Origin of the sequence: Pseudomonas sp. SK3(2021) (assembly GCF_016772375.1) — a bacterium.
Lineage (GTDB): Bacteria > Pseudomonadota > Gammaproteobacteria > Pseudomonadales > Pseudomonadaceae > Aquipseudomonas > Aquipseudomonas chlororaphis_I.
This window is the reverse complement of the sequence record NZ_CP061943.1, coordinates 1789682-1813755: the sequence shown is the minus strand read 5'-3', so window position 1 is coordinate 1813755 and position 24074 is coordinate 1789682. Positions and strand designations below refer to the sequence as shown.

At 64.2% G+C, this 24074-nt stretch carries 28 protein-coding genes and 1 tRNA gene; 14 read left to right on the top strand and 15 right to left on the bottom strand.

The features are described from left to right. Positions 1-181: 181 nt before the first annotated feature. From IF690_RS08240 to IF690_RS08230, 3 genes are read right to left on the bottom strand one after another with little or no spacing between them, the layout of a single operon-like run. Positions 182-724 carry a DUF2937 family protein gene (locus tag IF690_RS08240; RefSeq protein WP_202699694.1) on the bottom strand — a complete coding sequence of 181 codons (543 nt, stop codon included), beginning with the start codon at positions 722-724 and terminating at the stop codon, positions 182-184. An 11-nt stretch (positions 725-735) separates the two neighbouring features. Then, a complete protein-coding gene (locus tag IF690_RS08235) occupies positions 736-1512 on the bottom strand; it encodes a class II glutamine amidotransferase (protein WP_202699693.1) in 777 nt (258 codons plus the stop codon). Between the two features lie 25 nt (positions 1513-1537). Then, complete coding sequence (locus IF690_RS08230; RefSeq protein WP_202699692.1) at positions 1538-2032, bottom strand: MFS transporter; 495 nt, start codon at positions 2030-2032, stop codon at positions 1538-1540. A gap of 101 nt (positions 2033-2133) precedes the next feature. On the opposite strand from IF690_RS08230, the gene IF690_RS08225 reads away from it, so the two are divergent. Together IF690_RS08225 and IF690_RS08220 are read left to right on the top strand one after the other, a co-directional pair. Next, the gene (locus IF690_RS08225; protein WP_202699691.1) at positions 2134-4188 is read left to right on the top strand and encodes a S9 family peptidase; all 2055 of its coding nucleotides are present in this window, start codon (positions 2134-2136) and stop codon (positions 4186-4188) included. Between the two features lie 102 nt (positions 4189-4290). Beyond that, a complete protein-coding gene (locus tag IF690_RS08220) occupies positions 4291-4764 on the top strand; it encodes a cyclic nucleotide-binding domain-containing protein (protein ID WP_103331395.1) in 474 nt (157 codons plus the stop codon). Here IF690_RS08220 and IF690_RS08215 read toward each other — a convergent pair. Then, entirely contained in the window at positions 4761-5066 is a 306-nt protein-coding gene (locus IF690_RS08215; protein WP_202699690.1) for a hypothetical protein, read from the bottom strand. The genes IF690_RS08220 and IF690_RS08215 overlap by 4 nt on opposite strands. Positions 5067-5141: 75 nt before the next feature. On the opposite strand from IF690_RS08215, the gene IF690_RS08210 reads away from it, so the two are divergent. From IF690_RS08210 to IF690_RS08195, 4 genes are all read left to right on the top strand, one after another. After that, positions 5142-5828: a spermine/spermidine synthase domain-containing protein gene (locus IF690_RS08210; RefSeq protein WP_202699689.1), complete on the top strand. Its 687-nt coding sequence runs from the start codon at positions 5142-5144 to the stop codon at positions 5826-5828. A 49-nt stretch (positions 5829-5877) separates the two neighbouring features. Beyond that, positions 5878-6243 (top strand): YajD family HNH nuclease, encoded by a 366-nt coding sequence (locus tag IF690_RS08205; RefSeq protein ID WP_007926907.1) that lies wholly within the window; start codon positions 5878-5880, stop codon positions 6241-6243. A 198-nt stretch (positions 6244-6441) separates the two neighbouring features. Further along, entirely contained in the window at positions 6442-6909 is a 468-nt protein-coding gene (locus tag IF690_RS08200) for an RNA methyltransferase (RefSeq protein WP_007926908.1), read from the top strand. Positions 6910-6997: 88 nt separating this feature from the next. Beyond that, positions 6998-7369, top strand: a complete 372-nt coding sequence (locus IF690_RS08195; protein WP_202699688.1) for a YgaP family membrane protein — start codon at positions 6998-7000, stop codon at positions 7367-7369. 152 nt (positions 7370-7521) lie between these two features. Here the strand turns inward: IF690_RS08195 and IF690_RS08190 are convergent, their stop codons facing one another. After that, positions 7522-8760 (bottom strand): hypothetical protein, encoded by a 1239-nt coding sequence (locus IF690_RS08190; RefSeq protein ID WP_202699687.1) that lies wholly within the window; start codon positions 8758-8760, stop codon positions 7522-7524. Between the two features lie 46 nt (positions 8761-8806). Next, positions 8807-9256: a YcgN family cysteine cluster protein gene (locus tag IF690_RS08185; RefSeq protein ID WP_007926912.1), complete on the bottom strand. Its 450-nt coding sequence runs from the start codon at positions 9254-9256 to the stop codon at positions 8807-8809. A gap of 280 nt (positions 9257-9536) precedes the next feature. Here IF690_RS08185 and IF690_RS08180 point away from each other — a divergent pair, with 280 nt between their 5' ends. Beyond that, entirely contained in the window at positions 9537-10130 is a 594-nt protein-coding gene (locus IF690_RS08180; RefSeq protein ID WP_023968185.1) for a nitroreductase family protein, read from the top strand. Between the two features lie 131 nt (positions 10131-10261). On the opposite strand, the gene IF690_RS08175 is transcribed toward IF690_RS08180, so the two are convergent. The 5 genes from IF690_RS08175 to IF690_RS08155 all read right to left on the bottom strand — a co-directional run bounded on the left by IF690_RS08175 (position 10262) and on the right by IF690_RS08155 (position 15278). Continuing rightward, entirely contained in the window at positions 10262-11194 is a 933-nt protein-coding gene (locus IF690_RS08175) for a D-2-hydroxyacid dehydrogenase (protein WP_202699686.1), read from the bottom strand. Positions 11195-11321: 127 nt separating this feature from the next. Beyond that, the gene (locus tag IF690_RS08170) at positions 11322-11615 is read right to left on the bottom strand and encodes a YcgL domain-containing protein (RefSeq protein WP_053277841.1); all 294 of its coding nucleotides are present in this window, start codon (positions 11613-11615) and stop codon (positions 11322-11324) included. After that, positions 11612-12745 (bottom strand): ribonuclease D, encoded by a 1134-nt coding sequence (rnd, locus tag IF690_RS08165; protein ID WP_202699685.1) that lies wholly within the window; start codon positions 12743-12745, stop codon positions 11612-11614. The genes IF690_RS08170 and rnd overlap by 4 nt, the downstream gene beginning before the upstream one ends. A 121-nt stretch (positions 12746-12866) precedes the next feature. Further along, the gene (locus IF690_RS08160) at positions 12867-13544 is read right to left on the bottom strand and encodes a class I SAM-dependent methyltransferase (RefSeq protein ID WP_202699684.1); all 678 of its coding nucleotides are present in this window, start codon (positions 13542-13544) and stop codon (positions 12867-12869) included. Between the two features lie 84 nt (positions 13545-13628). Further along, positions 13629-15278, bottom strand: coding sequence for a phosphoethanolamine transferase (locus IF690_RS08155; protein WP_202699683.1), 1650 nt, complete (start codon positions 15276-15278; stop codon positions 13629-13631). Positions 15279-15543: 265 nt separating this feature from the next. Here IF690_RS08155 and IF690_RS08150 point away from each other — a divergent pair, with 265 nt between their 5' ends. After that, positions 15544-16326, top strand: coding sequence for a transporter substrate-binding domain-containing protein (locus IF690_RS08150; RefSeq protein WP_202699682.1), 783 nt, complete (start codon positions 15544-15546; stop codon positions 16324-16326). Here the strand turns inward: IF690_RS08150 and cynR are convergent. Beyond that, positions 16299-17189: a transcriptional regulator CynR gene (cynR, locus tag IF690_RS08145; protein WP_202699681.1), complete on the bottom strand. Its 891-nt coding sequence runs from the start codon at positions 17187-17189 to the stop codon at positions 16299-16301. The genes IF690_RS08150 and cynR overlap by 28 nt on opposite strands. A gap of 122 nt (positions 17190-17311) precedes the next feature. Between cynR and IF690_RS08140 the strand changes: the two genes are divergently transcribed. The 5 genes from IF690_RS08140 to IF690_RS08120 all read left to right on the top strand — a co-directional run bounded on the left by IF690_RS08140 (position 17312) and on the right by IF690_RS08120 (position 21978). After that, positions 17312-17971, top strand: coding sequence for a carbonic anhydrase (locus IF690_RS08140; protein ID WP_202699680.1), 660 nt, complete (start codon positions 17312-17314; stop codon positions 17969-17971). Positions 17972-18047: 76 nt separating this feature from the next. Further along, positions 18048-18518, top strand: coding sequence for a cyanase (gene cynS, locus IF690_RS08135; protein WP_009042607.1), 471 nt, complete (start codon positions 18048-18050; stop codon positions 18516-18518). A gap of 236 nt (positions 18519-18754) precedes the next feature. After that, on the top strand, positions 18755-19939 hold the full coding sequence (locus tag IF690_RS08130; protein WP_202699679.1) for a cyanate transporter: 1185 nt from the start codon (positions 18755-18757) through the stop codon (positions 19937-19939). A 16-nt stretch (positions 19940-19955) separates the two neighbouring features. Next, entirely contained in the window at positions 19956-20867 is a 912-nt protein-coding gene (locus IF690_RS08125) for a DMT family transporter (protein ID WP_202699678.1), read from the top strand. 172 nt (positions 20868-21039) lie between these two features. Next, a complete protein-coding gene (locus tag IF690_RS08120) occupies positions 21040-21978 on the top strand; it encodes a LysR family transcriptional regulator (RefSeq protein WP_202699677.1) in 939 nt (312 codons plus the stop codon). A gap of 24 nt (positions 21979-22002) precedes the next feature. Here the strand turns inward: IF690_RS08120 and IF690_RS08115 are convergent, their stop codons facing one another. Continuing rightward, the gene (locus IF690_RS08115; protein WP_202699676.1) at positions 22003-22365 is read right to left on the bottom strand and encodes a 5-carboxymethyl-2-hydroxymuconate Delta-isomerase; all 363 of its coding nucleotides are present in this window, start codon (positions 22363-22365) and stop codon (positions 22003-22005) included. Between the two features lie 92 nt (positions 22366-22457). Further along, positions 22458-23387 (bottom strand): LysR substrate-binding domain-containing protein, encoded by a 930-nt coding sequence (locus tag IF690_RS08110; RefSeq protein WP_202699675.1) that lies wholly within the window; start codon positions 23385-23387, stop codon positions 22458-22460. Positions 23388-23623: 236 nt separating this feature from the next. Here IF690_RS08110 and IF690_RS08105 point away from each other — a divergent pair, with 236 nt between their 5' ends. Next, on the top strand, positions 23624-23782 hold the full coding sequence (locus IF690_RS08105; RefSeq protein WP_202699674.1) for a hypothetical protein: 159 nt from the start codon (positions 23624-23626) through the stop codon (positions 23780-23782). 162 nt (positions 23783-23944) lie between these two features. Here IF690_RS08105 and IF690_RS08100 read toward each other — a convergent pair. Next, a tRNA-Ser gene (locus IF690_RS08100) sits at positions 23945-24034 on the bottom strand. Positions 24035-24074: the final 40 nt, after the last annotated feature.

Here is a 24074-nt window from a genome sequence, read left to right as displayed (position 1 = left end):
GTTTAGCGTCTATCTGAAGTACGCCTTCGCGAGCTTTTGACAAGCACACGTTCAGCCCCGTCCGCCAGGGAGATGGCGTGAGATACATGAGGTTGCGCAGGCTTGAGTGCAAACCAGTTGAGGACGTTGTGGGGCCATTGACGGCCAATCAGCCGGAGCGGCCGGGAATCCGAAGCCGGAATTAGCGCCCCTTGAAATCACGCTCTTCGATCGGCCGGCTCTGGCGCAGGCGCTTGCCGCCGAGCACCACCCAGTCGATCAGGCGATACAGGCATTCCAGGCCGAACGACAGCAGCAAGGCGCCGCTCATGGCCCAGAGCATCGCTTGCGGGGTCAGCAGGATCTGGTAGCTGTAGCCGTTCCAGGTTTCCTTGCGGATCTCCGGGTCGGCGGCCAGCACCACTTGCAACAGGCGGATGTACCACGGGCCCTGCATGGCCTGGAACTGCTTGTCCAGCGCGCGCTGGCGAACGAGCAGATTGCCCAGGCTGTCGGCGTCGCTGCGGAACACCGGATCGTCGCTGGCCCGATAATGGGCGACCAGCGCCTGCAGATCGCCCTTGAAGAACTGGTTGGCGGTGCCCTGGAACCCTTGAAGGCCGGCCTGGGCCTCGATCAGGTGAGCCTCGACGCGCTTGGCGTAATCGCTGATGAACCCCGGCACCTGGACGCCGACCAACAGGCCGGCCGCAAACAACACCAGCCGCAGATAACTGAGCAACATAGGGGATGTCCTTATTCGGTCTGGCCGTGCAGCAAGCATTCACCGCGCCGCCACAGGCTCCATTGGCCCGGCTCGTAGCGAGTCCAGGTTTCGTTTTCGGTCAGGGGTTCGGTGGCGATCACCGTCACCACGTCGTTGGGCGTGGTCTCCGCCTGGAAGTCGACGATCACGTCGACGTCCTTCAGGCGGGCCGGGCCAAAAGGCGCGCGGCGGGTGATCTGCGCCAGCTTGGTCGAGCAGTAGCAGAACAGCCAGTCGCCGTCGCTGAGCAGGCAGTTGAACACGCCCTTGCCGCGGTATTCGGCGCAGGCGGCCACCAGCGACGGCAGCAGTTCCTCGACTTCCACCGGCTCGGGAAAGGCTTCGCGCACCCGGTTGAGCAGATCGCAGAAGGCCGCTTCGCTGTCGGTATCGCCCACCGGACGGTAGAAGCTGATGGCCGGCTGGAAATCCGCCAACTGGCCGTTGTGGGCGAAGCACCAGTTGCGCCCCCACAGTTCACGCACGAAAGGATGGGTGTTGGACAGGCAGACCTTGCCGACGTTGGCCTGGCGAATGTGGCCGATCACCACTTCGCTCTTGATCGGGTAGCGCTGCACCAGGTTGGCCACTTCCGACTCGCTGCTCGCCGCCGGGTCCTGGAACAGGCGCAGGCCACGGCCCTCGTAGAACGCGATGCCCCAGCCATCGCGATGCGGGCCGGTGCGCCCGCCGCGCTGCATCAGCCCGGTAAAGCTGAACACGATATCGGTCGGTACATTGGCGCTCATGCCCAATAACTCACACATGCTCGGACTCTCGCTTCAATGCGTGTTACAGACGCGGCTCGATCCGCGAACGCTGAGGGTTGCCGGGCACTGGCGGGCGACCGTAGCGATCGTCGCCGGCGCCACCGAAAGGCTGGTCGTCCGGCTCTTCGGCGCGGGCCGCGGCCTTGGCGGCCTCGGCCTGTTCCTTGCGGTCCTTGGAAGCGCGCTCGATTGGCCAGCGGATCAGGACGAACACCAGGTAGATGCCGAAGGCGATGACGCCGTACATGAACAGGTCGGAGACCGCGCGCCAGGCGTTGTTGCCGACCTTGAACAGCATGTCCAGGGCCGTGATGGCCACGGCCGGGGCGAACATCTCCTTGGCCGGGTCGACCACCGTCGGGCTGAACAGCAGCACCGCCACCAGTATCCGCAGCGGCTCGCGCAGCCAGCGCCACATCCAGCGGGTCAGGCGCATCCACACCAGCAGGCAGCCCAAGGCGGCGAAGGCGTAAAGCCCCCAAGCGATCAGATAGTCGTTCTCGGTCATGGTGTCCATGGCAAGGCAGGCAAAGAGGCGCTTATGATAACGGCTTTTCGCATGCCAGGCTGCACCGCCGTCTGCCGCGTCCTTAATTGTCACCGCCCCGAGAGCCCTTCATGCCCGTATCCGCCCCCGTCACCAGCGCCCCGATCGCCCGCAAGGCCGAAGGCCCGGACCCGTACGCCTGGCTCCAGGAGCGCGACACCGATGCCGTGTTCGATTACCTGAAGGCCGAAAACAGCTACCAGGAAGCCGCCCTCGCCGACCAGGCCGAGCTGCGCGAAACCCTGTTCCAGGAAATCAAGGGACGGATTCTGGAGACCGACCTGTCCCTGCCCTCGCCCTGGGGCCCGTACCTGTATTACACCCGCACCACCGCCGGCGACGAATACGCCCGGCACTACCGCTGCCCGCGTCCGGCCGACGACAGCCTGAACGTCGACGAAAGCCAGGAGCAGCTGCTGCTGGACCCGAACGAACTGGCCAACGGCGGCTTCTTCTCCCTTGGCGCCTTCAGCATCAGCCCCGACCACCAGCGCCTGGCCTACAGCCTCGATACCAGCGGCGAAGAGGTCTACACCCTGTTCGTCAAGGAGCTGTCCAACGGCAAGGTCAGTGAGCTGGAGTTCACCGATTGCGACGGCAGCATGACCTGGGCCAACGACAGCCTGACCCTGTTCTTCGGCGAGCTGGACGACACCCACCGCCCGCACAAACTGTTGCGCTATCGCCTGGACGGCACCGCCGCCGAAGAGGTGTTCCATGAGCCGGACGGGCGTTTCTTCCTCCATTGCTACCGCTCAAGCTCGGAGAAACAGCTGCTGCTGTCCCTGGGCAGCAAGACCACCAGCGAGGTCTGGGTACTCGACGCGGCGCAGCCGCAGCAGGCCTTCACCTGCCTGGCGCCTCGGGTCGAGCACCATGAGTACGACGTCGACCATGGCCTGCTCGACGGCCAGTGGACCTGGTTTATCCGCAGCAACCGCGACGGCATCAACTTCGCCCTCTACCAGGCGCCGGACCTGGGCACCGTGCCGGGCCAGGCCGACTGGCAGAACCTGATCCCCCACCGCGACAGCGTGATGCTCGAAGGCCTGAGCCTGAACAGCTCGGCCATGACCCTGAGCCTGCGCGAAGGCGGCCTGCCGATCATCGAGGTGCACCCCGAGGGCCTGCCGGCCTATCGCGTGCAACTGCCGGACGCGGCCTACAGCCTGCATGTGCAGAACAGCCTGGAGTTCGTCAGCCAGCGCATCCGCCTGCGCTACGAAGCGCTGAACCGCCCGGCGCAGATCCGCCAGCTGGAACTGGCCAGCGGCGAACAGAAAGTGCTCAAGGAAACCCCGGTGCTGGGCGTCTTCGACCCGGATGCCTATGTCAGCCAGCGCCTGTGGGCGACCGCCGCCGACGGCACCCAGGTGCCGATCAGCCTGGTGATCAAGCGCGCAGCCCTGGGCCGGCCGGCACCGCTGTACCTGTACGGCTACGGCGCCTACGGCGAAAGCCTCGACCCGTGGTTCTCCCATGCGCGCCTGAGCCTGCTGGAGCGCGGCGTGGCCTTCGCCATCGCCCACGTGCGTGGCGGCGGCGAATTGGGCGAAGCCTGGTACCGCGCCGGCAAGCAGGAACACAAGCAGAACACCTTCAGCGACTTCATCGCCTGCGCCGAACACCTGATCGCCCAGGGCCTGACCACTTCCGAACAATTGGCCATCAGCGGCGGCAGCGCCGGCGGCCTGTTGATCGGTGCGGTGCTCAACCAGCGCCCGGAGCTGTTCAAGGCGGCGATCGCCGAGGTGCCGTTCGTCGATGTGCTCAACACCATGCTCGACCCCGAGCTGCCGCTGACCGTCACCGAGTACGACGAATGGGGCAATCCGGAGGAGCCGGAGGTCTATGCGCGGATCAAGGCCTACGCGCCCTACGAAAATGTCGAGGCCAAGGCCTATCCGGCGACCCTGGTGATCGCCGGCTACAACGACAGCCGCGTGCAGTACTGGGAAGCGGCCAAATGGGTGGCCCGGCTGCGCGCCACCAAGACCGACGACAACCTGCTGCTGCTCAAGACCGAGCTGGGCGCCGGCCACGGCGGCATGAGCGGGCGTTACCAGGGATTGCGTGACGTAGCGCTCGAATATGCATTTGTTTTCAAGATTCTGGGCATTGCCTGAGGAACTCCGGCCGGCGCTCCTGTCTTAACACAGGAGCACCGGCCCCAAGCCATCTGCACCTGCCCGGGACCGCAACAGACCCAAGAAAAAGACCGTGACGACATGCCAGAACCCACTTTGTTGAACAATGAAATCCGCGACTGGCTGATGGACTGCGGACTGTTCGATCAGCTCTTGCCGGCCGACTTCAACGCCGCCGCCGGCTACTTCAGCATCAGCAGCATCGCCCAGGGCCAGGAAATCTTCCGCGAAGGCGATGCCGGCAGCTTCATGTGCATCATCCATTCCGGCCAGGTGGCGGTGCAGAAGACCAACAGCGAAGGCGTGCGCGTGACCATCGCCACCCTGCGCAGCGGCCGCGCCTTTGGCGAGATGGCGGTGCTCGATGGCGAGCGGCGTTCGGCCACCTGCGTGGCCGCCAGCGATTGCCGTCTGCTCAACCTGGGCAAGGACTCGCTGGAGAAAATGCTCAACGACGCGCCGAAGATCGCCGCCAAGATCATCCGCGCCCTCGCCGTATCACTGTCCAAGCGCCTGCGCATGGCCGACGGGCAGTTGCTGTCGCAACAGGTCTAGCCACCCGGCGTCTTGGTTTTCGTCGCGTTCTGCTCCAACCCTGGCAAGGCCTGATCCTTCGGCGGCTTGGGCATGTCGATCGGTGGCAGCAAGGGCGCGCCGCCATGGGCCGTGGCCTTGGGGGTGCTGGGGGGCGTGACCTGGGGATAAGGGGTCGGGGTCGCGGTGCCGGGCGAGCCGGCGGCGGGAACCGGAGTCACGGGCACCGCCTGCAGTTCCTCGGCGTGCACGGCGCTCATCGCCAGCGCCGCACTTAGCAAGAGCGCTGCGCGGGCAATGACCGTTAGAATAGTGCGCTTCATCAATGGCTCCATCGCTATTGTCAGCCCTCAGGCTACTCCCAACCGGACCGGTTTGCCTTCCTCATTGAGACCCTCATGAAACGTTTCGCTCTGCTGGACACCACCCCGATTCCCGAAAATGGCGGTGCCTTGTGCCTGTTCGAATACGGCGAGGATTTTGTCATCAAGATCCAGGGCGGCGACGGCGGGCAATTGATGAACACCCGCATGCACGGCTCCGAAGACGCCCTGGCGGAGATCCCCTGCCGCAAGGTCGCCGGGCGACCGAATTCGCGGGTGCTGATCGGCGGCCTGGGCATGGGCTTCACCCTTGCCTCGGCCCTCAAGCACCTGGGCAAGGGCGCCGAAGTGGTGGTCGCTGAGCTGGTGCCGGGAGTGGTGGAATGGAACCGCGGGCCGCTGGGAGAGAAATCCGGCCGGCCGTTGCTCGACCCGCGCACGGTGATCCGCATGGAAGACGTGGCCAAGGTGTTGCAGGCCGAACCCCAGGGTTTCGATGCGATCATGCTCGACGTCGACAACGGCCCCGAAGGCCTGACCCAGAAGGCCAACAGCTGGTTGTACTGCGCCGCCGGGCTGGCGGCCTGCGCCCGGGCCCTGCGGCCCAAGGGCGTGCTGGCCGTATGGTCGGCCAGCGCCGACAAGCAGTATTCCGACAAACTGCGCAAGGCCGGCTTCAAGGCCGAGGAAGTTCAGGTCTTCGCCCACGGCAACAAGGGCACCCGCCACACCATCTGGATTGCCGAGAAGCTCAAGGCCTGAGCTAAACTTGGTGCATTACCGTCATTAGTCTTTGCATAAAGGTGAACCCATGAGTTCGACCAACACGTCCAAGCTCGACCGCATCCTCGCCGACGCCCAGCGTGACCGCGAGATGGGCTACCGCGACAAGGCCCTGAAGATGTACCCGCACGTCTGTGGACGCTGCGCCCGCGAGTTCTCCGGCAAGCGCCTGAGCGAGCTGACCGTGCACCACCGCGACCACAACCACGACAACAACCCGCAGGACGGTTCCAACTGGGAACTGCTGTGCCTGTACTGCCACGACAACGAACACTCGCGCTACACCGACCAGCAGTACTTCGGCGAAGGCTCCCTGAGTACGCCGAAAGTCGCCAAGGCCACCCACAACCCCTTCGCCGCGCTGGCGGGGTTGATGAAGAAAGACGACGAGTAACTTCCTCGACGAGCGTTTTGTCCGGTCCTTCGTTTCGCGAGCAATCGAGCATCGACCGGCTGCTCCTACAGGTCTTGCGTACCTTTGTAGGAGCGAGCCTGCTCGCGATGGCGTCAGCCGGGACGCCGCTATCCACGAGCCTCACGCCCCTCATCCAATCCCCGTATAATCGCGATTTTTCTCGAAGGCACCCCGCTCGTGGCAAACAAAAGGTACAGCTGCATTGGTTTGTATAACCCCAAGTCACCGGAGAACGTCGGTTCGGTGATGCGCGCCGCCGGCTGCTACGGCGTCGCGTCGGTGTTCTACACCGGCAAGCGCTATGAACGGGCCCGCGACTTCGTCACCGACACCAAGAAAGTCCACCAGGACATCCCGCTGATCGGCATCGACGACCTGAAGAAGATCCTGCCCCTGGGCTGCGTGCCGGTGGCGGTGGAACTGGTGGAAGGCGCCCGCTCGCTGCCGGAATACACCCACCCGGATCGCGCGCTGTACATCTTCGGCCCGGAAGACGGCTCCCTGGACAAGGACATCCGCGACTGGTGCGAAGACGTGGTCTACATCCCGACCACCGGTTGCATGAACCTCGCCGCCACCGTCAACGTGGTGCTCTACGACCGCCTGGCCAAGGGCAACAACACCCGCTCCGGTCCCAAGTTCTGAGTACTGCTTCAAGTTCGCGGCACACTCGATGGAACAAGCGACGCGCCAGCGCAGTCAGCTTTATATCCATCCCTCCTGGAGACAGATCATGAGCGACAGCAAACAACTGGAACCCATCGCAACCACCCCTTTCCAGAGCCCGCCGGAGCAGAACGTACAGGGCTGGGAGCGCATCGGCTCGCTGGCCGGCGGCGTGGTCATGGTCGGCAAGGGCCTGCGCCGTGGCGGCGTGTTCGGCCTGATCCAGGTGGCCATCGGCGGGGTCGCCCTGGCCCGCGGCATCAGCGGCCACAGCTCGGCGAAAAGCCTGCTGGAGAAAAGCCGCCAGGACATGCAGAACGTACGGGCGAAGATCGAGCGCGCCGGCGCGGAGCTGAAAACCCTCAAGGCCAATGCCGAGGCGGCGCCCCGCGCCACGACCGGCAACGATTCGCTGAAATCGCCCAAGGCCGGGGTCTGATAGTCGGACGTGAAACTGGCGTTGAATGATAGGACGCTATCGCGAGCAATCGAGCGTCGACCGGCTGCTCCTACAGGTTTGTGGAATCTCGAGGTCGTTGCTCCCCTGTAGGAGCGAGCTGGCTCGCGATGACCGCAAAGCGGTCGATTCCACTAGCGCAACAAATCGCTGTCGAGCACCTTCGACGGCCCGTCCAGCACGTTTTCACTGAGCTTCACAAACTCGTCGGTACTGACGTTTTCCAAGCCCATCACCGCCCGAGTCACGTCGTCCAGCGAACGCTTGTTGCGGGTCTTCAGGCGGATCTCCCGATCCAGCTCCTGCAACAGCAGCACGGCCCTGGCCACCACCGGCGCGTCCACCTGCTCGCCGCGCACGCTGCTGACGCCGTGGCCGCTCTTGGCCAGCCGAGCCTCCAGGGCCTGATAACGCTCGTCGCTCATGCCACCGGCGCGGCGCATCAATTCGATGGCGTAGTACTCCGCCAGCCCCTCGCCGATCCAGTCGCTACGCCCGCTGTCGTTGATCCGGGCAAAAGCCTGGATCACCTCGCGCAGCAGCGGGCTGGTACCGCTCTCGCTGACCAGCGGCAGGCGGCTGTGCAAGAACAGCGAATCGTGCCCGGCCAGGCTGCCACGCCACATCGGATCGGCCGCGCCGACGATCAGCAACTTGTTGGGATGGCGGGGAAAGGTCGCCTGGATCTGCGGCCAGACGAAGGTCAGCAGGGTCAGCACATCCATGCGCCGCATGCCCTGCCCTTGCGGCGAGGCCACCGTGACTTCGGTCTCCCCCAGCCGGGTGCGGCGACTGCCCAGGGCGCCGGCCAGCATCCAGCCGGTGGGGCGGTCGAACAGGCGCGCGGGGTTATCGATACGGAAGCGGTGCTTGCCGATCCGTGGCCAGGCGGTTTCCACGCTTTTCCAGCCCGCGGGCAACTCGAACTCCAGGCGCGACACCAGCTCAATGCCGTCCTGCTGGTCGAGCTTCGCCGCCGGCACCAGCGTATCGCCACGCAACAAGGCCCAATGCGGGGTCATGCGGCTGTCGAAACTGTCTTTTTTCAGGCTGTGGCTGATCCGTACCCGGTAGCTCAGGCTGGCTTTGCCGCTGGCCGGGCGCCACACACCGCGCTGCAGCGCGGAAGGCTTGGCCGCGTCGGACCGCCATTGGCCGTCGGCCTCGAAGTCGCTATAACCGCCGTGCTTGCCCAGGTTGAAATCCAGGCTGCGTACCGCTGCACCGTCCGCCAGGGTCAGGCGCACCTCGGCCTGGTCGCTCTGCGGCAACAGGCGCACGTGGTAATCCAGATCGACTTTTTTCGCCGCCCACCCCGGCGCACTGAGCACCAGCAGCCAGCCGGCCAGCGCCAGCCTTGCCCCCACAGCCATACACACTCCTTCGTGAAACAACCTTGAACGCGAGCGCGGCGTACCTTCAGCCGGCGCGGAAAATCAGATGGTCTTCCCAGTCCTCTTCGGCCACGCTGCCTTCGGCGAGCATGCGTCCGGATTGGGAAATACGCTCGTGGTGCACTGCGTCGCGGTCACCGCACACCAGGTGGTGCCAGAGCGGCAGGTCCTTGCCTTCGCTGACCAGGCGATAACCGCAGGTCGGCGGCAGCCATTTGAACTCATCGGCCTTGCCCGGGGTGAGCTGGATACAGTCCGGCACCGAGGCGCGGCGGTTGGCGTAGTCGCTGCACTGGCAGGTCTTCAGGTCCAGCAGTTTGCAGGCGATGCGGGTGTAGTAGACGCTGTTGTCTTCTTCATCCTCGAGCTTCTGCAGGCAGCACAGGCCACAACCATCGCACAACGACTCCCACTCCTCCTGGTCGAGTTGTTCGAGGGTTTTGCGGATCCAGAAGGGTTCAACTTTGGCGGCCATGGCTCAGGTAATCGATATCGGACAGGGAAAAGGCCGCCAGTCTAGTGCCCAAGGCCCCGCGGGCCAAGCGCTGGCGACTGTCGGTAAGGCACTACTTGTCAGGCCGCATGCGGCGCAGTAGCTTTGCCTGTCGCAAGGCCCTATGTCCGCGTGCCATTAACGCTCGACCGCGTCGCACCGGTGAACCGCCCAGGGCCAGGAAAAAACCCCATTGCTCAGTTCAACTGCGCTCGCCGGTTTATCCACATTTCATTCTCAAACGTAGCCAGGAATCTCTGTCATGAGCGCCAATCCCCGCGTTGCCGAGTACGCCATCCACCCGCAGTTCACCAATCGCTGGTCGCCGCGCGCCTTCACCGGCGAAACCATCCCCGAGGAAACCCTGCTGAGTTTCTTCGAAGCCGCGCGCTGGGCGCCGTCGGCCTACAACTCGCAGCCGTGGCGCTTCCTGTATGCGCGCCGCGACACGCCGAACTGGGAACGTTTCCTCGGCCTGCTCAACGAGTTCAACCGTGGCTGGGCGCAGCATGCCTCGGCCCTGGTGATCGTGATCTCGAAAACCACCTTCACCGCCCCCGGCGCCAGCGAAGAAACCCCGGCCCTGTGGCACACCTTCGACACCGGTTCGGCCTGGGGCCACCTGGCGCTGCAAGCCAGCATCAGCGGCTGGCACACCCACGGCATGGCCGGGTTCGATCAGGAGCTGACCCGCAAGGAGCTGAAGATTCCAGAAGGTTATGCCCTGCATGCCGCCGTGGCCGTTGGCAAGCTGGGTGACAAGGCGAGCCTCGCCGAATACCTGCAAGCCCGCGAAGAGCCGAGCCCGCGTCGCCCGCTGAGCGAAACCGTGGCCGAAGGCGACTTCAGCCTGTAAGCCGCTGTCGCCCCTGTAGCCGCTGCCGCAGGCTGCGATAAGTCCGAAGGACTTCAGCAATCTTCAGATCCTGCGCCCACGTGGTGGGCGATCGCAGCCTGCGGCAGCGACTACAGAGTTTGTGATCGCCCTCAGTACCCTCGTGCGAAATCCACTTCGCCACGCAACGCCGTGTTGGCCTGATAGGCCCGCAGGTTGTCGATGAACAGCTGCGCCATCAGGGTCGGCGAGGTCGGCGCCGAGCTGTGGCCGGTCAGCAGCAGGCCCCAGGCGGTCCAGAACGGATGGCGCTGCGGCAACGGCTCCTGACGGCAGACGTCGATCACCGCCCCCGCCAGATGCCCTTCCTTCAAGGCTTCCACCAGATCCGCATCGACTACCGCGACACCGCGACCGACGTTAATGAACAGGCCCGTCGGCTTGAAGCGCTTGAACAGCGCCGCGTCGTACAGGTCATGGGTGTGCGGGGTGTTGGGCAGCAGGTTGACCACATAATCCACCTCACCGACCAAACGTCCCAGGTCCGCCAAGGCCGCGACTTCGATAAACGGCGCCTGCTCCCGGGCTTCGCTGGCGATGCCATACAACTCGACGCCGAATGGCAGCAGGAACTGCGCCACGCTCTGGCCGATGTCGCCCGCGCCGACGATCAGCACCTTGCGCCCCGCCAGGCTCTGGCCCGTGCGGTTATCCCACTTGCGCTCGACCTGGCTGACCAGGCGCGCGAGGACTTCGCGCTCGTGGCCGAGCATGTAGGTGAGCACGTATTCGGCCATGACCTGGCCGAAGATCCCCACGGCGCGGGTCAGCCGGTAATGACGCGGCAAGCCGTCGGCGAGCAGCGGCGTGATGCCGGCCCAGGTCGATTGCAGCCACTGTGGCTGGTGGCCCTGGCGCAACAGGGTGGCCAGCAGGTCCGGCTGGCCGAGCCAGACCGGGCAGTCCGCGGCCAGCTTCGACAGTTCGGCGGAATCGCCGCTGGTGAGCACTTCCAGGTCAGGTGCCAGCTGACGCAACAAACGGGCATAAATAGCGTGATCGTGTTCGGCAATCAGAACGCGCATGGTTCAAACCTTACAAAACGGTGCAGGCAGCCGCCAACGGAGTATCGCTCCATCGATCGCGGCAGCCGCCAGATAGAGTCAGTTCCATTTTCAACGATGCCCCGGACAGGGCATCTACAGGTGTCCGTCAGACCGGATCATTACGGCGCAGCAGCTCTTCGGGCAAGTGCTCGATGTACTCGTCCTCGGCCGGTGGCATCTGCAGGTGGTAACCCTGCTTGTCGAGGTTCTCCAGCACCTGGTGAATGTCCTCGCGCGACAGCTTGCGCTCCGGGGTCAGCACCAGGTCGAAGGCGTGCTGCGGCTTGCCGAACGCCAGCAGCAGGTTTTCCGGCACGCGCTCCAGGGCATCGCTCTTGAGCACGTAGAGGTACATCTCGTTCTTGCGCGGGCTTTTGTAGATCGAGCAGATACGTTTCATGGCTGTTCTCCGGCAGTGGCCAGGCTGTCGAGCAGCGCCTGGCCCATCAATTCGCGGCGCCAGCCACGCAGCGAATCGGGCAATTGGTAGGGTCCGTTGGGGAAGCCGCTCTTGAGCAGGCTTTCCAGGGTTTTCTTGCGCAGCATCAGTTCCGGGGCGATGCCCAGGCGCTCGGCTTCGGCCTGGCCCACGGCGCGCAGGCGCTTGAGCAGGGGCGAGGCTTCCATCGGCAACGGCTCGGGGACGGCCGGCGGCCACTGGTCGGGGCCGACACTGGCGGCACGCTTGATCAGGCCCAGCAGGAACTCGCCGTCCTGGCGCACGGTGCGCGGGTGCATGTCTTCGATTTTCGCCAGGGCGCCGAGGCTGTCCGGCTGGCTCTTGGCCAACGGCCACAGCGAGTGCTCGCGCACGATCCGGTTGCGCGGCAGGTCCCGCGCCCGGGCCTCGCGCTCGCGCCAGGCGCAAAGTTCACGCAGCACCGCCAGTTGCGCACGGGACAGTTTCCAGGCCAGCTTGGCCTCGCGATACACCTCGTAGGGATCGACTTCGCGGCGCAGGTTGGCCACCAGCTCGGCGCCGTCTTCCAGCACCCAGTTGTATTTGTCCTCGGACAGTTTCGGCCGCAGCTGGGTGAAGACCTCGGCCAGGTGCACGGCGTCTTCGGCGGCGTAGCTGACCTGGGTTTCCGACAGTGGACGCTGCAGCCAGTCGGAGCGGGTCTCGCCCTTGGGCAACTCGATGCCCAGCACTTCCTGGACCAGCCGCGAGTAGCCCATGGAGAAACCCAGGTTCAGGTAGGCAGCCGCCAGTTGCGTGTCGAACAACGGCGCCGGCAGGCTGCCAGTCAGGCGCAGCAGGACTTCGAGGTCCTCGCTGCAGGCGTGCACCACCTTGACCACCGCGCTGTTCTCCAGCAAGGCCGCCAGCGGCTGCCAATCGTCGATGGTCAAGGGGTCGATGAGGTAAGCACGCTGGCCATCGCCGACCTGCAACAGGCCGGCGATCGGATAGAAGGTGTCGACCCGCATGAATTCGGTGTCGAGGGCGACGAATGGCAGCTTCTGCCACTCGGTGCAGAATTGACCGAGGCTATCGTTGTCGCGAATCCAGTGAATATCGATGGCCACACGGCTCTCCCTTGAAGAATGGCGCGCAGTATATATCGCCCTTGGCGATTTCTGAGCATTCACTCGACAAGAGCCTGCGCGAAATCGGCACCCGGCCACAAGAACAATCCGCCCCCGTCGGCTAACCCTGTTTGCGCAGTACGTAAACCCGCCAGGCGGCGCAGCCGGGAATGAAATCCTGGTGGCTGAGCACTTCGAACCCCGCGCCCTTGAACTCGGCCTCGACCCGCGCCCGGCTGGTCTGCCCCCATGGCTCAGGCTCCGGTTGCCGGAGGTCCAGCAGCCGCTCTTGCAACGCCTTGAGGCGACTGTCGATGCGCACCGCGAGGATCACCGAGTCGCGGCTGACCCGATGGAATTCCTCCAGCAACGCCAGGCGCGCCTCGCTGCTGGCGACATGCGGGAACAGTTGCAGGCAGACGATGCAGTCCACCGCGTTGGCCGACAAGCCGATGCTGAACGACGAACTCGGGAAGGTCCTGACCCGCCTGAGCAGGCTGGCCGGGTGGTGGGTCTGGGCGTGGTTGAGCATGTCCTGGGATGGGTCCGCCGCCAGGATCACTCGATTACTGTGTTCGCCCAGCACCGGCCAGAAGCGCCCCGCACCACAGGCCAGGTCGAGAATCAGCCCCGGCTCGCCCGCCACCTTCAGCGCGTGGCGGACCAGCCATTCGTCGCGCCACAGCGACAGGCGCCGCCCCAGCCCCAGCGGACGTTCGTCGCCACAGACGCGCGCATGCGCCTGGTCATAACGCCTGGCGAACTCGAGTTCGAGGGGGGATGGAGGGTGGGCGGACATGAATCTGCTGGCTCTTGTAGGTCTTGGATGAAAAACAGGTTACCGCTCCGATCGTGAAAAAAAGGTCGAACGCCGATCAAGGCTTCATTGCCGCGCCAGCACGCCATCGACCACGCTGCCCCGGCAACCGGCGAACAGGTCCAGGTCGGGCTGGTAGACCTGGCTGTCGACCTCCAGCAAGCCGAGCATCGAATGGAACAGGTTGTCCTGGCTCAATGGTTTTTCCCGGCTCAGTTGCAGGCAATGGGTGTCCACCGAGAACGCCTTCTGATAGCTGTCGGAGAACCAGGCCAGCATCGCCACGTGTTTTTGCTGCGACGGCGCGAGCATGTAGGGCGTGCCATGCAGGAACAGGTTGTATTCGCCCAGGGACTCGCCGTGGTCCGACAGATAGAGCATGGCGGTATCGACCTTGTCCTGGTTGCTGCGCAGCAGGTCGATCAGGGTCGCCAGCACGTGGTCGGTGTACAGCAGGGTATTGTCGTAGCCGTTGACGATGCTCTCGCGGCTGCAATTGTTCAGGGCGTTGCTCTGGCACACCGGGGTGAAGCGCTCGTATTCCTTGGGGTAGCGCTTGAAGTATTCCGGCCCGTGGCTGCCCATCTGGTGCAGGACCAGCACGGTGTCCTTGTCCAGGTTATCGATGAAATGCTGCAGGCCCTGGAGCAGGATCTCGTCGCGGCATTCGCTGTTGGCACAGAGCGCCGGATCCTTGAGGTTGCTGACGTCGTCGAGGGTCACCCGGTCGCAGGTGCCCTTGCAGCCGGACTGGTTGTCCCGCCAGATCACTTCGAGCCCGGCACGCTTGAGCACGTCCAGCAGCCCTTCCTCGTTCTTCGCCTTGCTGGCGTCGTAGTTCTTGCGCCCCATGTTGGAGAACATGCAGGGCACCGAGACCGCGGTCTCGGTGCCACAGGACGACACGTCGGTAAAGGCGATCAGACCGTTTTCCTGGCTGAGTTTCGGCGTGGTGTCACGCTCGTAGCCCAGCACGCCGAAGTTCTCGGCCCGGGCACTCTCGCCGACCACCAGCACCGTCAGCGACTTGCGCGCGTGGTTTTGCCAGGTCGGATTGCGCTGGGCATCTTCACCGATCTTGACGAAGGGCCGACGCGCCGAGACCACTTGCTCACGCAGATAACCGAAGGAAGCGCCCACGTAGTTGCTCGGCACTATCATCAGGCGCAACTCATGGTGATTGCGAAACAGCGAGGCCAGCCCCTGATAGTTGGCCAGGGCAACCCCACCAATGGCCACTGCACAAATAAAGGAAACCAGCAACTTGCTGAATAACTCGCGGTGCCAGCGTCGATAATTAATCGGGGTTTTCCACAACAACCAGGAAGGCAATACACCCAGCAACAGAATATAAACAAGCAACTTCAGCGAGAGTAAGTCACGCACTTCCGTTGCATTGGTTTCGGCGAAGTTGCGAAACATGCCGGCATCTATCAGCACTCCGTACTGGCCCATGAAATAAGCCACGCCGGCACTGACCATAAACAACAGAACCAGCACCGGCTTAAGTACCCGGCGAAACGCCAGCCAGGTCAGAATGAGGTTGAAGGCGCAGAAGATCATCACCCCGAAGGCCACGCGCATGGCGATGCCTGGGGTGTCCGAGGCGGTAATGCTAAACAGGTGCTGCCAGAGCACAAAGTTGCAACCCAGTAATAAAAAGGCGCAGGCAATCAGCGTCACCCATTCGGGACGCAGGGGCTTGATATTCAGCATGATGATCGGCGTGTTCCTTGAAAGAAGTGCGTCGTCAACATGCCTGTTATTCAATGACTGTCCACGACAGCACGAACTTTAGGTAGCCGACCATCAACGTTTCGTGAAAAAGAAGCCAACAAATAGTTGGCATGGCCCTTTGCCAAAACTTTTTCGGCGAAAACAATCCGCAACGCCTTGGCAAGCGATGCGCCTTGCCCCGCCCGGGTCCGGCGCCAATAATGAGCCGCCCTCGGCCCCTCCCTCGTCATCAAGGATCGACCGCATGAAAGCACGCCTCCTGCTCTGCTCGCTGCTGACCCTCAGCGCCCCGGCATTTGCCGCGCCAAGCACCTCGCACCTGGATCAGGTCATCGAGCGCGGCCACCTGAACGTCTGCACCACCGGCGACTACAAGCCCTACACCTACCTGCGCGCGGACGGTGCCTACGAAGGCATCGATATTTCGATGGCGCAGTCCCTGGCGCAAAGCCTGGGGGTCGAGGTGAAGTGGGTGAAGACCACCTGGAAAACCCTGATGCCGGACTTCCTGGCGACCCCGTGCGACATCGCCGTGGGCGGTATTTCCGTGTCCCTGGAACGGCAGAAGAAAGCCTTCTTCAGCGACACCCTGGACGTCGACGGGAAAATCCCCCTGGTGCGTTGCGCCGACAAGCAGCGCTACCAGACCGTCGAGCAGATCAACCAGCCTTCGGTGCGCCTGATCGAGCCGCCGGGAGGCACCAACGAAATCTTCGCCCGGGCCCACCTGCCCAAGGCCAGCCTGACCCTGTTCGCCGACAACGTGACCATCTTCGAGCAACTGTTGGAGAACAAGGCCGACGTGATGATCACCGACGCTTCCGAAGCGCGCTTCCAGCAGAAGCTCAAGCCGGGGCTGTGCGCGGTGAACCCCGAGCAGTACCTGCAATACAGTGAAAAAGCCTTCCTGTTGCCACGGGACGACGTCGCCTGGAAAAGCTACGTCGACCAGTGGCTGCACCTGAGCAAGGCCACCGGTTTCTACAAGGGTGTGGTCAATCAGTGGCTGGCGGCGCCCACGCCCTGAGCCATCAGCAGCTCGCGAAAAGCCTGGCACGCGGCGCTGCGATAGGCGCCCTTGCGCCCCAGCAGCGCCACGCTGCGGGGTGCCAGGGCCGGTTGCAGGAGCACCGACCGCAGGCCCGGCTGCTCCTGGGTGATGGCCAGCGGCAGGATCGTCGCCAGTTGCCCACGGCGGACGATCTCGACAATCGCGCCGATGGAGTTGGCCTCGATGGCGATGCGCGGCGTTATGCCCTGCTCGCGGCAATAACGGTCGATATGCTGGCGGGTGGCGAAATCACCGCTGAGCAGCACCAGCGGCTGCCGCTCCAGCTCGGCCGCCGTCAACTCCCGCGGTCGCTCGGGCTGCTGCTCGCGGCTCACCATCAGGCTCAGGCTCTCCTCGAACAACCGCTGGCTGTCGATGTCCGGCAGGTGCTGCCCGGCAAAGGCGATGCCCAGGTCCAGGCGGTCTTCGGCCAGGGCCGCTTCCAACTGGTCCTGGGTCATTTCTTCGAGGCTCAGGGCGACCCCCGGGTAACCCTGGTTGAAACGGGTCAGCAGCGGCCCCGCCAGGTAAGTGCTGAAAGTCGGGGTCATGCCCAGGCGCAACGAGCCGCGCCGCAGATCCTGAACGTCATGCATGGCTCGTTTGGCCGCCTCCAGCTCCTGCAAGGCCCGCCGCGCATAACGCACATAGGCCTCGCCGGCGTCAGTCAGGCGCACGGTGCGCCCCGAGCGGTCGAACAGCGGCGCGCCGAGGCTGTCCTCCAGTTGCTTGATCTGTTGCGACAGCGTCGGCTGCGACACGTGCAAGGCTTCGGCGGCGCGGGTGAAGTTGCAGTGCTCGGCGACGGCCAGCAGGTAACGGATATGGCGTAGCAGCATGGGGTCCCCAGACTAAGGCAGCCAACTATAGGCAGTACTTATGGAGAGCATAACAAGCCGGTCTTGGACGCTATAGCCGAAATTTCCCATCCTTGCGCCATCAGCGATGCAAGGAGAACCCCATGCGGCACATCATCGACGGCTTCCTCAAGTTCCAGCGCGAAGCCTTCCCGAAACGTAGCGAGCTGTTCAAGCAACTGGCCACCACCCAGAACCCGGGCACCCTGTTCGTCACCTGCTCCGACAGCCGGGTGGTGCCGGAACTGCTGACCCAGCAGGAGCCGGGCGATCTGTTCGTGATCCGCAACGCCGGCAATATCGTGCCCTCCTACGGGCCGGAGCCGGGCGGCGTGTCGGCCACCGTGGAATACGCGGTGGCCGTGCTCGGGGTCAGCGACATCGTGATCTGCGGGCATTCGGACTGCGGCGCCATGACCGCCATTTCCACCTGCAAATGCCTGGACCACCTGCCGGCCGTGGCCAACTGGCTGCGCCATGCCGAGTCGGCCAAGGTGGTCAATGCCGCCCGCAGCCACGCTTCGGATGCCGCCCGCCTGGATGCCCTGGTGCGCGAAAACGTGATCGCCCAGTTGGCTAACCTGAAGACGCATCCCGCGGTCGCCCTGGCCCTGGAACAAGGCCGGTTGAACCTGCACGGCTGGGTCTACGACATCGCCAGCGGCGACATTGCCGCGCTGGACGGCCCGAGCCAGGGCTTCGTGTCCCTGGCCGAACACCCCGACGCCTGCGCCCTGGTCGGCAAACCGCGACACGCGGCTTGAGCGCTGCCTTTTTCAACCGCTCCTTTTCAACCACTGATTCAACAACCGTTTGACCATCCCCAAAGAGGAACTCGACATGCTGCAATCCCAATTCGCCCAAGCCCCACGCCTGGCCCTGGCCGACACCATCATCGATGCCAAGGCGCGCAAGAACCTGTCGTGGCAACAGCTCACCGACGGCACCGGCCTGAGCCTGGCGTTCGTCACCGCCGCCCTGCTCGGCCAGCATGCCTTGCCGGCCGCGGCCGCCGACCTGGTCTGCAGCAAGCTCGACCTGGACCAGGACGCCAGCCGCCTGCTGCAAAGCATTCCGTCGCGCGGCAGCATCCCCGGCGGCATCCCCACCGATCCGACCGTGTACCGCTTCTATGAAATGCTCCAGGTCTACGGTTCGACCCTCAAGGCGCTGGTCCACGAGCAGTTCGGCGACGGCATCATCAGCGCCATCAACTTCAAGCTCGACATCAAGAAAGTCGAAGACCCGGAAGGCGGCTCCCGCGCGGTGATCACCCTGGACGGCAAGTACCTGCCGACCAAGCCATTCTGATCTTCCTGTAGCCGCTGCCGCAGGCTACGATCCAGGCCGCGGGACTGGCGAACCGGGCAACGTGATGCTTCCGGCAGACCGCGCGCGCAGGTTGGGGGCCGCTTCGCGGCCCAGCGCAGCCTGCGGCAGCGGCTACAGGTGTTATTTAATTTTCAAATACCACTGCTGACTTTCTGATTTGCCGGCCTTGCACCGGCCATCGCCTAATCAGCGCCTGAATTCTTCAAGGCCTGGTTATGGAAAACGTTCGCGCAACAACCCGCCCCGCCTTCTGGCTGATGCTCAGTGTGATTCTGGTGGCCTTGAACCTGCGGCCATCGATGGCCGCCGTCGGCCCCTTGCTGTCCGGCATCCGCGGCGATATCGCCCTGAGCTTCAGCGGCGCCGCGCTGCTGACCATGCTGCCGGTCATGGCCATGGGCCTGGCGATGTTCTTCGGCGTGCGCATCGGCCAGCGCCTGGGCGACCACCGCAGCGTGGTGGTTTCGCTGCTGGTCATTGGCCTGGCCACCCTGTCGCGGCTGTTCCTCGATTCAGCCGCCGAACTGATCCTCAGCGCCGTGCTCGCCGGCCTCGGCATCGCCCTGATCCAGGCGCTGATGCCGGCGCTGATCAAGTCGCGTTTTCCCGACAATGTCTCGCTGTTCATGGGCCTGTATGTCACTTCGATCATGGGCGGCGCGGCCGTCGCGGCGTCCTTCGCCCCGCTGGTGATGAGCCGCACCGGCAGCTGGCGCCTGGGCCTGGCGATCTGGGCGGCGCTGGCGGTCCTGGCGCTGCTGTTCTGGTACGCGCAACGGGCGGTCATGCCGAAACTGCCAAGCGTCGCGACCCGCCACGAAGCCTTTGCCGGCAACCGTCGCGCCTGGCTGCTGGCGGTCTTCTTCGGCCTGGGCACGGCGTCCTACACCTGTGTCCTGGCGTGGCTGGCCCCCTATTACGTGGAACAAGGCTGGAGCGAACAGAACGCCGGCCTGCTGCTGGGGTTTCTCACTGCCATGGAAGTGGTCTCGGGCCTGGTGACGCCAGCCATCGCCAATCGCAGCCAGGACCGCCGCCGGGTACTGGTGGCGCTGCTGGCGCTGATCATCGCCGGCTTCTGCGGGCTGATCCTCAGCCCGCAGCACCTGAGCCTGCTCTGGCCGTGCCTGCTCGGCCTGGGCATCGGCGGGTTGTTTCCCATGAGCCTGATCGTATCCCTCGACCACTTGGACAATCCGCGCCGCGCCGGTGGCCTGACGGCCTTCGTGCAAGGCATCGGCTACTTGATCGCCGGCCTGTCGCCGCTGCTCGCCGGGATCATCCGCGACCGCCTGGGCAGTTTCGAATGGGCCTGGTGGTCGCTGACCGCGGTCATGGCGCTGATGATCCTGATGGTCCTGCGTTTCGATCCGCGGCATTACCACCGCCACTTCCAATGACCCGGGGAACGCACCGATGAAACCCGCCAGCTTGCTCAACGCCCATCTCGGCATGCTGCTGTGGGCGGTGCTGATCGCCGCCTCGTTTTTCGCCGCGGCCCGGGTCAGCCAGGCCGTCGACCCGCTGTTGCTGACCGGCCTGCGCCTGCTGTTGTCGGCCTTGATGTTTGTGCCGTCGCTGTGGCTCAACGGCGCGTTCCGGATCACCCGCGCCGGGTTGCGGGCGCATGGGGTGCTGGGCCTGTTGCTGGCGATCTACTTCGCTTCGCTGTTCGAGGCGCTGCGGCATACCTCGGCGGCCAACACCGGCATCCTGTTTGCCCTGGTGCCGTTGCTGACCCTACTGTTCGAGGGTGTCCTGCTGAGCGGCGACCCTGCGAAAAACCGCCTGTTGCCGATGCTGCTGGCCGCCGCCGGGGCCATGCTGCTGACCTTCAAGGGCAACGGCGCCGAGGGCATGCCGTCGCTCTACGCAATCGGCGTGTATGGCGTCGGTTGCCTGGCCATGGCCTGTTATTCGCCACTGAGCCAGCGGCTGAAAGCCACCAGCCTGAAAGATCGCAGCCCGGCCGCCATGACCTTCTGGAACATGCTGTTCGGCGCGCTGTTCCTGTTCGCCTTCTGCCTGCCGGGCGGTGGTTGGCGCAGCGCCGTGTTGTTGACCCCCGACGACGGCCTGTGGCTGCTGTACCTGGCCTTGTTCGCCACCCTGGCGACTTTTTGGCTGCTGCACCGGGCCATCGGGGTGATCGCGCCGGCCACGGTGATTTCCTACATCTACCTGAGCACCCTGTTCATCGCCCTCTTCCAGTGGTTCGGGCTGGGCCGGCAACCCTTGCCGAGCGAGCTGCTCGGTGCGCTGCTGGTGGGCCTGGGCATGCTCGCGCTGATCCTCGGCAGCCGCCGGCCCGCACCCGCGCTCGGCTGAACGCACAAGGCACAGGGACAAGCCGTTACACTGCGCAGGTCGTGTTCTCGGAATTAATTGTCCCCTTGCTGTCCATGAAACCCCGGGGCAAGGATTCAATTAGGACGATCGTTCCGTTAGCATCAGGCGAGTTTGCGCACGACCGCGCGAGGTGCTTAACGAGACGGAACGGATGCTGAACAGTAACTTGCTTAGAAAGCTCGACATGCAGGACCTGATGGTGTTCGTCGCCGTGTACGAGCAAAGCAGCGTGACCGGGGTGTCCGAGGCCCTGTGCGTGAGCCAGTCGACCGTCAGTTACTGCCTGAAAAAACTGCGCACCGGCTTCGAGGACGAACTGTTCATCAACACCCGCACCGGCATGCGTCCGACCTACAAAGCCACCACCATGTACAGCCACGTGCTGAAGATTCTCGAAAGCATCAACCTGTGCCACTCCGGGGCCCAGGCCTTCGACCCGACCCGCCAGGCTGTCACCTTCAACGTCTGCGCGCCGGAATACTTCGAACTGCTGATCCTGCCCCGCCTGCTCAAGGGCTTCGACTTCGCCGACCTGCCGGTGACGGTCAATGTGCACAAGCTGGAAACCGACATTCCCGCCGATGAACTGCGCGATGGCAGCCTGGACCTGGTGATCTGCTTCGGTCCGAACTTTCACCACAACCACCCTGACCTCAAGTCGCAGGTGCTGCTCGAGGATGACCTGGTGTGTGTCTTCGACAAGCGTGCGACACCGCCGCTGGAGCCGCGCTTCAGCCTGCAATCGTTCGTCGAGCGCCGGCATGTCTACCCCACGCCCTGGACCTCGACCACCAACATGGTCGACGGCTGGCTGGCCCGCCAGGCCCAGCGGCGGCAGATCGTCGCGCGTTCCAACAGCTACAGCGCGGCGCTGAAGATGATCACCGGCACCGACTTCATCCTGACCCTGCCGCGGCGCATCCAGGCGCTGCTGGCAAACGACGCGGTGTTCAGCCATTGCGAAGCACCCAACGGCCTGCCGGGCTTTACCCTGGACATGCAATGGAGCGCGCGCACCGACCAGGACAGTGCCAACACCTGGCTCCGCGAGCAGGTGGTCAAGGTCTGCGCGCAGCAGGGCCTATTGTAGGTTCAGGCCCTGCTGCATTCCGGTTCAGTGACCGATGCTGAGCTTGCCATAGGAATCGCGGTCGATATCCAGGATCTCCACCGCCAGTTGCAACTCGACGCCGGCCGGCCATTCGCAGAGTTCCTGCAACACCGCCAGCAGGCTTTGCGAAAGCTGCTTCTTGATCTGTGGCGAACGCCCGCTGAGCAGCGACAGCTTCACATGCACGAACGCCCGCTCGCCGAGGCCGGTGCCGACGCGAAACGTCTCGACCTTGCGCGCGCGGCTCTTGATGTCGTATTCAGCGAACTGCCCGGACGCCACCAACGCATGGTTGAACCGCAGCAAGGCCTTGTCGGCATCCAGTTGCGGCAGGTTGGCGGTGTATTCCATATACAGATGAGGCATGGCAGAAATCCCTGAAAGGTGGCGTGAAAAGGCGCTCCATACTACACACCCCGCAACCGCCTGCCCGAATCTTCGACCAAGGGATAAGACGCTCAACGGGCCTTGAGCGGCGCCAGGTCGCGGTCGCTCATGAACGCCTCGAGCCGCGAACGCAGCCAGCGCTCGGCCGGGTCGGTATCGACATGGCTGAGCCAGACCATGGACAGGTCCAGGGTCGGGGTCTTGAACGGGAACGGCTCCTGGAACAACTGCCCCGACGCGGCCATGGCCGCCGCCGCGTAGTCCGGCAGGCTGGCGATCATGTCGGTCCCCGCCAGCAACGCCGGCAGCGCACTGTATTGCGGCACCGACAACACTACCTGGCGCTGCCGGCCGATCTCGGCCAGCCACTCATCGGCAAAACCGCTGACATTGGCCGTGTGCGACACCAGCACGTGCGGGCGGGAACAGTATTCGTCGAGGGTCAGCGGCGTGTCGCTGGCATCGGCACGCAGCACGCTGGGCTGGATATGCCGCAGCAGCTTGCGCTTGGCATTGGCCGGCAGCCCACGGGTCTGGCTGATGCCCACGGTGATGTCGCCGGCGGCCAGCAGGTCCGGGATCCGCCAATAGTCGGCATGCTGCACCACGAACACCACCTTCGGCGCTTCCTGGCGCAAGGCTCGCAACAGCGGCGGCAACAGGCCGAACTCGACGTCGTCGGACAGGCCGATGCGAAAGGTCATGGTGCTGCTGGCGGGATCGAAATCGTGGGTCAGGCTCAAGGCCGAGGACAGGGCATCCAGCGCCGGCGACAGGTGCTGGATCAGCTCCTCGGCGCGGGCCGTCGGCTCCATCCGGTGGCCCACGCGAATGAACAGCGGATCGTTGAAGATCGCCCGCAAGCGATTGAGCGCCGAACTGATGGTCGGCTGGCCGAGAAACAGTTTCTCCGCCGCCCGGGTCACATTGCGCTCGAGCATCAGGGTTTCGAACACCACCATCAGGTTGATATCGGCCTTGCGCAGTTCGTTGCGATTCATCCGTGTGCTCCATCCCCAGGTCGGCGCCCAGTGTAGAAAGGCCCCGCAACGGCGTCCATCGTCATCGAAGGGGCTGCCCCCTCCCCTGAAATGCGCGCACTGCCCTTCAGCTCAAGGGAAGGAAAAGGTCAACTTCGCCGCGCCATCGGCATCGCCGACCTTGACCTCGACCTCTCCACGCAGCTCAACGCCAACTTCGTCAGCGGCACCAGCCAGGTGGCCGACTTTTCCAACTGGTGCAGTCCGGCAGCGACATCACCGTGCAGGTGGATCCCGATGGCGCCAACAATGGCAAGCATTTCGTCGATGTGGCGGGGCTTTACCGCATTGGCACGCCCAACCCCGATCTGGTGCGCACCTGGCTCGGAGAGGCCGACCATACGCTGGCCGCGTGATGCATTGGGCTGGAGCCGGCTGGAAGGGCAAGTGTTCTCGATGTGAATCGGGTGCCCCACTCGAAATCCAAACAGGCGAACCCGCGAGGGAATAAAAATAGTCAGAAACGACGAAGCCCCTGAAAACTTTAACGTTTCCAGGGGCTTCGGCTACTTCAATAATGGCGGAGAGATAGGGATTCGAACCCTAGGTACCCGCGAAGGTACAACGGATTTCGAATCCGTCCCATTCGGCCACTCTGGCATCTCTCCAACGGCGCGCATCATAACAGCACCTTTGCCCGAAGCGAAG